At 66.2% G+C, this 11,394-nt stretch carries 9 protein-coding genes; 5 read left to right on the top strand and 4 right to left on the bottom strand.

Annotated features, from left to right (window positions below; translation table 11 throughout):
• The first annotated feature begins 51 nt into the window (after positions 1-51).
• Entirely contained in the window at positions 52-246 is a 195-nt protein-coding gene (locus AC3A6R_RS12600) for a heavy-metal-associated domain-containing protein (RefSeq protein WP_487860731.1), read from the top strand.
• A 2-nt stretch (positions 247-248) separates the two neighbouring features.
• Positions 249-647, top strand: a complete 399-nt coding sequence (cueR, locus tag AC3A6R_RS12605) for a Cu(I)-responsive transcriptional regulator (protein WP_487864469.1) — start codon at positions 249-251, stop codon at positions 645-647.
• Positions 648-691: 44 nt separating this feature from the next.
• On the opposite strand, the gene AC3A6R_RS12610 is transcribed toward cueR, so the two are convergent.
• Positions 692-1,621: a YcjF family protein gene (locus AC3A6R_RS12610; RefSeq protein WP_487860733.1), complete on the bottom strand. Its 930-nt coding sequence runs from the start codon at positions 1,619-1,621 to the stop codon at positions 692-694.
• Positions 1,622-2,190: 569 nt separating this feature from the next.
• Here AC3A6R_RS12610 and creB point away from each other — a divergent pair.
• Both creB and creC read left to right on the top strand, forming a co-directional pair.
• Positions 2,191-2,973 carry a two-component system response regulator CreB gene (creB, locus tag AC3A6R_RS12615; protein WP_487864470.1) on the top strand — a complete coding sequence of 261 codons (783 nt, stop codon included), beginning with the start codon at positions 2,191-2,193 and terminating at the stop codon, positions 2,971-2,973.
• Positions 2,974-3,097: 124 nt separating this feature from the next.
• Positions 3,098-4,537 (top strand): two-component system sensor histidine kinase CreC, encoded by a 1,440-nt coding sequence (gene creC, locus AC3A6R_RS12620; protein WP_487864471.1) that lies wholly within the window; start codon positions 3,098-3,100, stop codon positions 4,535-4,537.
• Positions 4,538-4,549: 12 nt separating this feature from the next.
• Here creC and AC3A6R_RS12625 read toward each other — a convergent pair whose 3' ends face one another.
• From AC3A6R_RS12625 to creD, 3 genes are all read right to left on the bottom strand, one after another.
• Positions 4,550-5,155, bottom strand: coding sequence for a hypothetical protein (locus AC3A6R_RS12625; RefSeq protein ID WP_487860736.1), 606 nt, complete (start codon positions 5,153-5,155; stop codon positions 4,550-4,552).
• Between the two features lie 104 nt (positions 5,156-5,259).
• The gene (locus AC3A6R_RS12630; protein WP_487864472.1) at positions 5,260-7,635 is read right to left on the bottom strand and encodes a penicillin-binding protein 1A; all 2,376 of its coding nucleotides are present in this window, start codon (positions 7,633-7,635) and stop codon (positions 5,260-5,262) included.
• Positions 7,636-7,675: 40 nt separating this feature from the next.
• Complete coding sequence (gene creD / locus AC3A6R_RS12635; protein WP_487864473.1) at positions 7,676-9,106, bottom strand: cell envelope integrity protein CreD; 1,431 nt, start codon at positions 9,104-9,106, stop codon at positions 7,676-7,678.
• 206 nt (positions 9,107-9,312) lie between these two features.
• Here creD and AC3A6R_RS12640 point away from each other — a divergent pair, with 206 nt between their 5' ends.
• Positions 9,313-11,376 carry a VIT and vWA domain-containing protein gene (locus AC3A6R_RS12640; RefSeq protein ID WP_487864474.1) on the top strand — a complete coding sequence of 688 codons (2,064 nt, stop codon included), beginning with the start codon at positions 9,313-9,315 and terminating at the stop codon, positions 11,374-11,376.
• Positions 11,377-11,394 lie beyond the last annotated feature (18 nt).

An 11,394-nucleotide genomic window follows, 5' to 3' on the forward strand; every position in this document is an offset into this window, starting at 1 on the left:
TGAGGCTTCTTCGATTCGGTCCATCTTCAATCATTCACAGGAGCCAAAACGATGAGTCAGAAATTCCAGGTCTCGGGCATGAGCTGCGGTCATTGCGTGAGCGCGGTGCAGAACGCGGTGCAGACGGTCGACCCCGAGGCACAGGTCACGGTCGATCTCGAAACCGGCCATGTCGACGTGCTCAGCCAACAACCGCGCGCGGACCTCGTGGCGGCCATCGAAAACGCGGGCTACGCGGTGAAATGAACATGGGGGCGAGCGTCTCCATTGGCGAAGCCGCACAGCGCTCGGGCGTTTCTGCGCGCATGGTGCGGCACTACGAAGGCCTCGGCCTCCTGCCCGCCGTGGCGCGCACCGAAAGCGGCTACCGCCAGTACGACGACACCGACATCCACACGCTGCGCTTCATCAAGCGTTCGCGCGACCTCGGTTTCTCGATGGAGGAAATCGCGGAACTGGTGGGGCTGTGGCACAACCGGCGCCGCGCCAGCGCGAGCGTCAAGCGCATCGCGCAGAAGCACCTCGGCGAACTCGAGCAGCGCATTGCCGACATGCAGGCGATGCGCAACACGCTCGCCCATCTGGTGCACTGCTGCCACGGCGATGCGCGGCCCGAGTGCCCGATCCTCGACGACCTCGCACACTGAGGAGCGCAGCGCCAAGGGTGCACCAGTGAGCGGTGTAGTGACGTTCAGGCCCCCCTGACCAGCGCCATCACCTTCGCGGTGTCGAGGGTGCGCGCCTTTTCCTGGATCGCGGGCAGGTACTGGGTCTGCAGGCTCTTGCCTTCCTGCACCACGCCCGCAAACGTGTCCTTGAGCATCTGCGTCGACAGCGTGCGGCCGCCCGCGTAATAGCGCTTGGCCACATGGCCCAGCGCATAGGTGGACGCGAAGCTCATCCCCGAACTCACGGCCTGGTTGCCGATGCCACGCAGCAGTCCACCGCCCATCTTGCCGAGCAGGCCGCCGAGCAGCTTGCGCCCGGCCTGTTCGAGGTACTGCGAGGTCAGGCCCACGCCCACCGTCGCGATGAAATCCTTGATGTGGCCGCTGTCGAGGTCATAGCCGTGTGCCTTGCCGATGCGGTAGACCAGCTTCATCTGCAGCGGAATGATCGCCATGGTCGACAGCGTCTCGGGCAGCAGTTCGAGTGCGCCGTTGAGGATGGCTGCATTGAGGATGGATTTGTCGAGCTCGGCGCCATCCACCGTGCTGGTTGCGGCCGCCGCGGCGCCGGTGGCTACCGGCACGGCCGCGATCTCTTCGGCCTGCCTCGAGAACTGGACGGCAGAGGCATCGAGCCCGAGCGAGGTGCGCAGGTCGGCGAGGAACATGCGCTCCGCCTCCGACTGCGTGCCGTCCGCGTCGCACACGCAGACGGCCATCTCGTAGGCCAGCTGCTTCGACTCGCTGCTCTGGAGATCGCCGGCCGCCCCGGCCAGCGACACGCGCTTCATCAGCACGTCCTGGTAGAGCGTCGGCAGGTTCACGCCGTCGGCCTGCGACAGGCCTTCGGCGATGCGCTTGATCTCGGCGCGTTCGCGCTCGTGTTTCTCGCCGTCGACGAAAGCGGCCAGCAGGCTGAGGGTCACGATGGCCCTGGTTTCGGAGGTGGTCACGTTCGGTATTTCCGCAGGTTGAAGGACAAGGTTCGTTCGGCAAAGTCCCCTAAGGTTCCACCGCCGGTTCTCCCCACAAAGCTTGGGCAACTCTGTGGATAAACAACGCACTACTTTGTAAGACGAAGGTAAGTGTTTGATTTTTAAGGCGAATCAACAGTCTGCTCAATTAAACAGCAACCGGTTTCTTTGCACCAAAGTTGTCTTTGGCAGATTTTCGCCACGCTGTCAAAGGACAACCCTGGGGAGATTTTCGGCACAAGCAGGTGGTTATCCACAGGGGCGGGCCGCGCCGCAATGTTGTTCCTTTTGGCGCGACACCACGGAAGCGCAGCTGCGCACAGTGACGCAGGTGTGACAAGTGCCTGTCACACAACGGGAAAAGAGGCCTGTCCACAGGAGGGGGCCTCCCTTACCTACTACTACTAATTTGAATAAGAGAATTAAGAAAGAGATACAGCGCCAGCGCCTCGCGCAAGAAAAAAGCCGCGAAGGGCCCCGCCGTGTTCGCGGCGCCACGCGCACAACGCGGCCGCTCCCGCGCTGCGTTGCCTCGCTAACATCCGGGGATGAGTTTCAAACCGCGGATCCTGATCGCCGAGGACGAATCGGGCATTGCCGACACGCTGCAGTACGTGCTCCAGAGCGACGGCTTCACGCCCGTGTGCTGCGCTACGGCTGAAGAGACCATCGCGCAGTTCGCCAAAGAGCCGCCAGCGCTCGCGATCCTCGACGTCGGCCTGCCCGATCTCAACGGTTTCGAACTCTTCAAGCGGCTGCGTGCGCTGAACCAGTCGCAGGGCGGTGCCGAAGTGCCTATGCTGTTCCTGACCGCGAGAAGCGACGAGATCGACCGCGTGGTGGGGCTCGAACTCGGCGCCGACGACTACATTGCCAAGCCCTTCTCGCCGCGCGAACTGGTGGCCCGGGTGCGCACCATTCTTCGGCGCAGCGCAAGAACGAGCGCTGGAGGGGTAGCAGCACCGGCCGGCGGGCTCCCCCATCAAAACGCGCCCGCGGCGCCTTCAGCGCCGTCGCAGACCCCTGCAATGCCGTTCTTGCTCGACATCGAACGCATGCAGATACGCTATTACGGGCGCCTGCTCGAACTCTCGCGCTACGAATACGGTCTGCTGCGCTTGCTCGTGCAGCGTCCGGGCCGGGTCTTCACGCGCGACGAACTGCTGCAGCTGGTCTGGGACGATGCGAGCGAGAGCTTCGACCGCACCGTCGATGCGCACGTGAAGACGCTGCGCGCCAAGCTCAAGGCGATCGCGCCCGAGGTGGAGCCGATCCGCACGCTGCGCGGCACCGGTTATGCGCTGAACGAGGAACTCCCATCAGCCGCATGAGATCGGCTTCGGCATGTTTTCTCGCGGAACACCGCGGAACCGGCTTTGCCGGGCTGCTGGTGTTGCCCCCGGTGAGGGGGTGGGCGAAGCGACACGCAGTGCGCGAAGACTGGGGGAGAGCCTGATGTCTCGTCGAACGCGGATCTTCATCGGGATCTTGCTGATCTACACGGCGGGCATCGCGTTCCTGCTGTACCGCGTGGTCGCCGACATCGATCCGCGCTACCGCGAATCGGCCGAGGAATCGCTGGTCGAGATCTCACAGCTGCTCGCGAGCCTGGTCGAGCAAGACGTGATCGCCGGCGCCATCAACACCGCGCGCCTCGAGCCGCTGTTTCGCAGCGTCTATGCGCGCGAGTTCTCGGCGCAGATCTACAACCTGCACAAGAACCGCGTCGAGCTGCGTGTCTACGTCACCGACCGCAGCGGGCGCGTGATGTTCGATTCGCTCGGCCGACACCTGGGCGAGGACTATTCCAACTGGAGCGACGTGCGGCGCACGCTCGGCGGCATCTACGGCGCGCGCACGACGCGCGACGTCGAGGCCGATCCGCGCACCTCGGTGATGTACGTGGGCGCGCCGATCCGCTGGAACAACGAGATCGTCGGCATGGTCAGCGTCGGCAAGCCGGTGCAGAGCTTCGGCCAGTTCGTCGACGACGCACGCGCCCGCACGCTGTGGGTCGGCGTGGGCTCGGGCTTGGCGCTGCTGGTGCTGGCGGTGATCGTCTCGGTCTGGCTGGTGCGGCCTTTCGGGCTGATCTCCGACTATTGGGCCTGGGTGCGCGCGCAGCGCAGTCTGAGCATCGGGCGCATGGCGCGCCGCGCGGTGGATGCGGTGCGCACCGGCTTCAGCGAGATGCGCGACACCCTGACGGGCCGCAACTACGTGGCGGACTATGTGCAGAACTTCACGCACGAAGTGAAGAGCCCGCTGTCGGCGATCCGCGGCGCGGCCGAGCTGCTGCAGGAGCCTTCGATGCCGCACGCGGAGCGCGAGCGGTTCCTGCGGAACATCGCGCGCGAGACGCAGCGCATCCAGGAGATCGTCGACCGCATGATGGAACTCACCGCGCTTGAAGCGCGGCGCGGGCTCGACCGTACCGAGCCGGTGGCGCTGGCCTTGCTGATCGATGACATCGCCAGCAGCGCCCAGCCTGCGGCGGCCAGGCGCAACATTCGCGTGCGCGTCGACATCCGCGCCGAGGCCACCGCCGAAGGCGATCCGTTCCTGCTGCGCCGCGCGATCAGCAACCTGCTGGACAACGCGATCGACTTTTCGCCCACCGACAGCGAGGTGCTGCTCACGCTCGAGACCACCTCGAAACTCGCGCGCGTGACCGTGCGCGACCGCGGGCCGGGCATTCCCGACTACGCGAAAGAGAAGGTCTTCCAGAAGTTCTATTCGCTCGCGCGGCCGCACAGCCGCAAAAAGAGCACCGGCCTCGGGCTGGCCTTCGTGAAGGAGATCGCCGCGCTGCACGGTGGTCGCATCGAGCTCGGCAATGCCGCGCGCGGCGGCGCGGTGGCTACGCTCACGCTGCCGCTCATGTCAGCGCACTGAGGCGAGCTTTTCTTACTGGCCGGTCAGTGCACCGTAGGCCGCCCGCGTTGAGGGGCTCACGGCACCGAGCAATTGTTCGTAAGAGGTCTTGTGCCGCGCCAGCATGCGCGCCGAGGCCACCGCCTTCGACTTGCAGAACCAGTGGCAGGTGTGTTGCATCAGGAACAGTTCGGCCGACATGGTGAAGGCCTTGGCCTTGGGCGTGCGGCCCGCCTCGTTGCGCATCGTCTCGGCGATGCCGCGGGCGTGGATGACGAGTGCTTCGCGCATGTCGAAGGTCGCGGCCGGGAACAGCGTGTGGGCGAACGGAATGGCGAGCGGCAGCTTGCTCACGCGTGCATCGGCCGGCTCGACCCGCGCGAAGGCAGCGGCGAAGCGGTCGAATTCGCCCGAGAGCTTCTGCTCGGTCGCGTCGAGCATGCGCCAGATCTGCTCGCGCCGCGCGGGATCGTCTTCGCCGAGGCAGCGCAGGTAGCCGTCGGTGAGCGTTTCCATGAGTCGCTCGATCTGGAAATTGCCGAGATGGCTGGCGAGCAGCACGATGCGCTGGCGCTGTTCACGGGACTTGAGCAAGTGGCCGCCGATGGCGATCAATGCCACCAGGATGAGTATTTCCATGGATGCAGGCAGAAGGAGAAAAAAGAGGCAGCAGCGGGAGAAGCGGACGGCGCCAAGTGTAGAGACCCGGCAACGTGCTTTCTCCCGCCACCCTCCCCTGCCTGTTACCGGAAGAACTCGAGGATGCGGTTGCGCTCCTCCGGTGGTGGCGGCGGACCGAGCGGCATGAGCTCTTGCGGCGGCATGGGCGCCTCGACGGGTTCGATGCCCAGGCTCGCGATGTTGTGACCCGGCGTGAACTCGTCGAAATACCATTCGCCGTCGATGTTGGCCACGCCTGCGGGTTCGGGAATGCGGCTCACGGGCACGCCCTTGAGCGCCGACTGCATGTAGCCGATCCAGATCGGCAGGCTCAGGCTGCCGCCGGTCTCGCCGCGCACGCCGAGTTGGCGCGGCGTGTCGTAGCCGATCCAGGCGATGCCCACGTTGGTCGGCTGGAAGCCCGCGAACCAGGTGTCGAACGAATCGTTGGTCGTGCCGGTCTTGCCGAACAGGTCGTCGCGCTTGAGAGCCTGGTGCGCGCGTGCCGCGGTGCCGCCGCGCACCACGCTCTGCAGCAGCGAATCCATGATGAAGGCGTTGCGCTCGGGGATTGCGCGGCGGCTTTCGTCGAGCACGGGCGGTTCGGTCTCGACCAGCACCTTGTCGCGCAGGTCGGTGATGCGCGTCACGAGGTACGGGTTGACCTTGTAGCCGCCATTGGCGAACACCGAGTAGGCCGTGGCCATCTGCATCGGCGTGACCGAGCCGGCGCCGAGCGCCATCGGCAGGTAGGCGGGGTGCTTGTCGCGGTCGAAGCCGAAGCGCGTGATCCACTCCTGCGCGTAAGGTGCGCCGATCGACTGCAGGATGCGGACGGTGACGAGGTTCTTCGACTTCATGAGTGCGGTGCGCAGCGGCATCGGGCCTTCGAAACCGCCATCGTAGTTCTTCGGCTCCCAAGCTTGCTGGCCGTTGGGACCGGCCTCGAAGTACAGCGGCGCGTCGTTCACGATGGTGGCGGGCGTGAAACCCTTCTCGAGCGCGGCCGAATAGATGAAGGGCTTGAAGCTCGATCCCGGCTGGCGCCAGGCCTGCGTGACGTGGTTGAACTTGTTCTTGCCGAAGTCGAAGCCGCCGACCAGCGACTTGATCGCGCCGGTGCGCGGATCCATCGAGATGAAGGCGCCTTCCACTTCGGGCAGCTGGGTGATTTCCCAGGTGTTCTTCGGCGTCTTCGCGACGCGGATCACCGCGCCGCGGCGGATCTTGATGTGCGGCGGCGCCTTGGCCGCGAGCCCCGACTGCGCGGGCCGCAATCCTTCGCCGGTGATCTGCACCGCCTCGCCGTTGGCGCGCACGGCCTCGATCTCCTTGCTGCCGGCCTTCAGCACCACGGCAGCCATCACGTCGCCGTTGTCGGGGTGCTCGGCCAGCGCGTCGTCGACGGCTTCGTCAAGCTGCTGCGGATCGTCGGGCAGGTCGACGAAGCGTTCGGGGCCGCGGTAGGGCTGGCGCCGCTCGTAGTCCATGATGCCCTTGCGCAGCGCCTTGTAGGCCGCAGCCTGGTCGGCCGCCACGAGCGAGGTGTAGACCTTCATGCCACTGGTGTAGATGCTGTCGCCGTACTGCGCGTACATCGTCTGGCGCACCGTCTCGGCCACATGTTCGGCATGCAGCCGGTTCGGGTCGGCCGCGTCGCGCAGTTGCAGCTCTTCGCTCTTGGCAGCGGCCGCCTGCTCGGCGGTGATGAAGCCGGTCTCCTGCATGCGGTCGATCACGTAGAGCTGGCGCGCACGCGCGCGGCGCGGATTGACCACCGGGTTGTTGGCGCCCGGTGCCTTCGGCAGGCCTGCGAGCATCGCCGCCTCGGCGGTGGTGACGTTCTGCAGCGGCTTGCCGAAATAGGCCTCGGCGGCAGCCGCGAAGCCATAGGCCCGATTGCCGAGGTAGATCTGGTTCAGGTAGATCTCGAGGATCTGGTCCTTGGTGAGTTGCTGTTCGAGCCGCAGTGCAAGCAGGATTTCGTAGGTTTTGCGCGTCAGCGTGCGTTCCGAACTCAGGTAGACGTTGCGCGCCACCTGCATCGTGATGGTCGAGGCGCCCTGCTGGCGTCCGCCCTTGAGGCTCGCGACCGCGGCGCGCATGAAGCCGATGTAGTCGACGCCGCCATGCTCGTAGAAGCGCGCGTCCTCCACGGCGAGCACGGCGTCCTTCATGACCTGGGGAATGCTTGCGAAAGGCGTGAGCGTGCGGCGCTCTTCGCCGAATTCGCCGATCAGCGTGCCTTCGGCGGTGTACACGCGCAGCGGCAGCTTGGGCCGGTAGTCGGCGAGTTCGGAAATGTCGGGCAGCCGCGGGTAGATGACCGCAACGGTCACGACGGCGGCCACGAGCAGCACCATCGCTGCACCGCCGGCCGTGATGGCGCTCCACCGCGCGATGCGCCGCAGCCGCTGCGAGCGGGCCGCGTCGGCGGTGGAAGAAGAGGAATCGTCCATGGGGAAATCAGAAGTGAGAAAAAACAGTCAGTTGCATTGGTTACACCGAAGGCGCCGCCTCTGGTGAGACTGGCGCCGGTGCACGGTGGTTCCCGGCCGACAGTGCGTACCAGTCGACCTTGCGTGTGGCGAGCATCAGGATGGCGAGCATGCCGAATGTCAGCAGGGCGCCGAGCAGCAGCGCATTGCTTTCCGACGCCAGCAGCCCGTAGAGCGCGCCATAGAGTACCGCGACATAGGCCCCGAAACCCACGCCGCGCTGCCAGCTTTGCAGCACGGCGCTGAAATAGACAGCAAGCAGCAGCACGCTCGCGCCGGCCGCGCCGGCATAGGCCATCCAGAACGCGAACTTCTCCGACAACGCCAGCAGCAGCAGGAAGAACAGCGCGATCGACAGGCCAACCAGCCCGTACTGCACCGGATGCATGCGCTGGCGGCGGAACAGTTCGAACATGAAGGCCGCCATGATCACCAGTCCGATGAAGAGCGCACCGTACTTGCCGGCGCGCGTGCTCATCGAATACACGTTGACCGGCTGCGCGAGCGAAACGTCGAAGCTCTGGATCGACAGCGCCTGCTTCCAGCTGCCGGCGCCGAGTGCCGCGCGCACCTCTTCGCGCGCCGAAGTCACGAGCGACGATACACGCCAGCGCGCATCGAAGCCTTGCGGCGTCACTTGCCGCTCGGTGGCCAGGAACCGGCCGCCGAAGCTCGGATGCGCCCAGGGTGAGCGCAGGTGCGCGGTGGTCTCGTCGGCGATCGGCACCAACGCGAGCGTGTCCTGGCCCACCAGGCCAAGCTTCATCTCGAAGGGCATCGGCGCCTTGGCTTCCCAGGCGGCGAGCGCCGCGCCGGACAGCGGTGCATGGATGCCGCGGGCCAGTGCGGCATCGCCCGCGATGCCAGGCACGCGCTGCCGAAAGCGCAGTGCTTCGCCGGTCATCGCGATCGTCGGCGAGCCGTCGAGGCCGCGCAGGTCGCTGGCGGCGAAGACGACGACCGGGGCCTTGAATTCGATCTTCGATGCGGTCTCGCTGTGCGCCACGGAGGCCGGATCGAAAGCCGTGAAGGCGCCCGTCAACGTGGCGTCGAGCGTATAGAAAGGAATCTTGAAGATGCCGCGGTAGCGTTCCTGCGGCGCCATCGATCCTTCGATGTGCAGCTTGTCGGGAAACACCACGTGCGCCCTCTCCTTGCTGCGCGCTTCCTGGCTGATCACCGTGCCCTTCGCATCGCGCAGCGGCTCCAGCCAGCGCTCGACGTACGGCACCAGCAGCAGCGGGCCGACGACGGTCTGCGGGCCCGCATAGGTGGCGGCAAGCTCGTTGGCCGCCTCGCGCTGGCTTTGGCCGCGCTCGCGGTTGAGCGAATCGATCCGCGCGAGCGGAATGCACAGCAGCAGCGTGAGCAACAGCAACCCCGCCACCTTCACGAGCATCGAGCCCTGCAGGCTCTTCAGCAATTGGGACATGGAACTTCTCCTCTTGGTCAATGGAGCCGCGATGCTCGCGGTGCCCTCCGAAGGCGGTGTGAAGCGAAGCCGCAGGTGGACTTCACATGGACTTCACACAAGGCTGCATCGCGCATTCCGGACTTCAAGAAGCCTTCCCATTGCCTTCTCGGGCGACGCCGACAGTGGCGGCTGTGCAAGTTCGCACGGACACCGACACCCTCGCCATGGACGCCCAAACCACCCCCCGACCCGGCCGCTGGCTCTGGCTCGCGACCCTCAGCCTGGCGACCGCCGGCTTCGTCGCGCTGACCCTGCATCCGGTGCATGCGCAGGAAGCACCCGGGCCGCGCTCGAAGACCGAGAGCCCGTATTTCTTCGTGAAAAGCGACGATCCCGCGCTCGACCGCCTGCCGCTCAAGGCGACCGAGGTGGCGGTGAAGATCTCGGGCGTCATCGCCGATGTCACGGTGACCCAGACCTACCGCAACGAAGGCCAGCGCGCGATCGAGGCGAAGTACGTCTTTCCGGGATCGAGCAAGGCTGCGGTCAGCGGCCTCAACGTGCGCCTGGCCGACCGGCTGATCACCGCGCAGATCCGCGAAAAGCAGCAGGCGCAGATCGAATACGACAGCGCAAAGAAGGAGGGCAAGACCGCCGCGCTGCTCGAGCAGCACCTGCCCAACGTGTTCCAGATGAACGTCGCCAACATCCTGCCGGGCGACGACGTGAAGGTGGAACTGCGCTACACCGAATTGCTGGTACCGCAGTCGGGCAACTATGCGTTCGTTTTCCCCACGGTCGTGGGCCCGCGCTACAACAGCCCGCAGTCGGAGAACGCGCAGGCCGGCTGGGCTGCGCAGCCCACGTTGCGCGCAGGCGTGGCGCCCGCCACCCGCTTCAGCCTCAAGGCCAGCATCGAGACGCCAATGGGCCTGAAGGAAGTGCGTTCGCCGACCCACGCCATCGCGGTGACGAAGAGCGATGCGGACCGGCACGCCGACGTTGTGCTCGCGGCCGACGGCCGCCCTGCGGACAACCGCGACTTCGTGCTCGACTACCGCCTCGCCGGCGACAGGATCGAGTCGGGCCTGATGCTCTACAAGGGACAGGGCACGGACGACGGCAGCGAGAACTTCTTCCTTGCGATGATCGAGCCGCCGAAGGCGGTGGCCGCGAGCGCGATCTCGCCGCGCGACTACATCTTCGTGGTCGACATCTCGGGGTCGATGCACGGCTTTCCGCTCGACACCGCCAAGACGGTGCTCGAACGGCTGATCGGCGGCCTGCGGCCGAGCGACACCTTCAATGTGCTGCTGTTCTCGGGCAGCAACAAGATGCTCTCGCCCCAGTCGGTGCCGGCCACGCGCGCCAACATCGCGCAGGCGCTCGAAACCATCCAGAACTACCGCGGCAGCGGCAGCACCGAACTGATTCCCGCGCTGAAGCGTGTCTACGCCGAGCCCAAGGAAGAGAACGTGTCGCGCACCGTGGTGCTCGTGACCGACGGCTACGTCACGGTGGAGCGCGAGGCCTTCGAACTCGTGCGCAGGAATCTCTCTAAGGCCAATGTCTTCGCGTTCGGCATCGGCTCGTCGGTGAACCGCAGCCTCATGGAAGGCATCGCGCGCGCCGGCATGGGCGAGCCCTTCATCATCACCGACCCGGTGCAGGCGCCCGAGCAGGCCGCACGCTTCAAGCGCATGGTCGAGTCGCCGGTGCTCACCAACGTGAAGCTCAGCTTCGGCGGGCTCGACGTGTACGACGTCGAACCGCAGGCGCTGCCCGATGTGCTCGGCGAGCGCCCGGTGATCGTGTTCGGCAAATGGCGCGGCAAACCGCGCGGCCGCGTCATCGTCGAGGGCCAGGGCGCGGGCGGCCCCTACCGCAGTGAACTCGCCATCGATCCGGACATGCGGCAGGACAGCGCGGCCCTGCGCACGCTGTGGGCGCGCCACCGCATCCAGAGCCTGAGCGACCAGGAAGCGCTCGAGGGCGGCAGCGCCTTCAAGCAACGCATCACCGATCTCGGCCTCCGGTACAGCCTGCTCACGCAGTACACGAGCTTCATTGCCGTCGACAAGGTGGTGCGCAACCTTGCGCCGCAGAACGGCGTCGAGGTGAAGCAGCCGTTGCCGCTGCCGCAAGGCGTGAGCGAGCTCGCACTCGGCGCCGAGGTGCCGAGCACGCCCGAGCCCGAGACGCTGGGCGCGGTCGCGCTCGTGCTGTCGATGCTCGCCATGCTGCGCCGCCGGGCCCGCCGCAGCGACCCGCGTCGCTTCACCCACTGAACGCGGAAAGAGAGAAGA

It is taken from the genome of Variovorax sp. Soil_C_19 (assembly GCF_057657255.1).

What these genes read in the sequence shown, in the direction of transcription:
- AC3A6R_RS12600 (WP_487860731.1), top strand. Translation starts at nt 52, where the DNA reads ATGAGTCAGAAATTCCAGGTCTCGGGCATGAGCTGCGGTCATTGCGTG.
- cueR (WP_487864469.1), top strand. Translation starts at nt 249, where the DNA reads ATGGGGGCGAGCGTCTCCATTGGCGAAGCCGCACAGCGCTCGGGCGTT.
- creB (WP_487864470.1), top strand. Translation starts at nt 2,191, where the DNA reads ATGAGTTTCAAACCGCGGATCCTGATCGCCGAGGACGAATCGGGCATT.
- creC (WP_487864471.1), top strand. Translation starts at nt 3,098, where the DNA reads ATGTCTCGTCGAACGCGGATCTTCATCGGGATCTTGCTGATCTACACG.
- AC3A6R_RS12625 (WP_487860736.1), bottom strand. Translation starts at nt 5,155, where the DNA reads ATGGAAATACTCATCCTGGTGGCATTGATCGCCATCGGCGGCCACTTG.
- AC3A6R_RS12630 (WP_487864472.1), bottom strand. Translation starts at nt 7,635, where the DNA reads ATGGACGATTCCTCTTCTTCCACCGCCGACGCGGCCCGCTCGCAGCGG.
- creD (WP_487864473.1), bottom strand. Translation starts at nt 9,106, where the DNA reads ATGTCCCAATTGCTGAAGAGCCTGCAGGGCTCGATGCTCGTGAAGGTG.
- AC3A6R_RS12640 (WP_487864474.1), top strand. Translation starts at nt 9,313, where the DNA reads ATGGACGCCCAAACCACCCCCCGACCCGGCCGCTGGCTCTGGCTCGCG.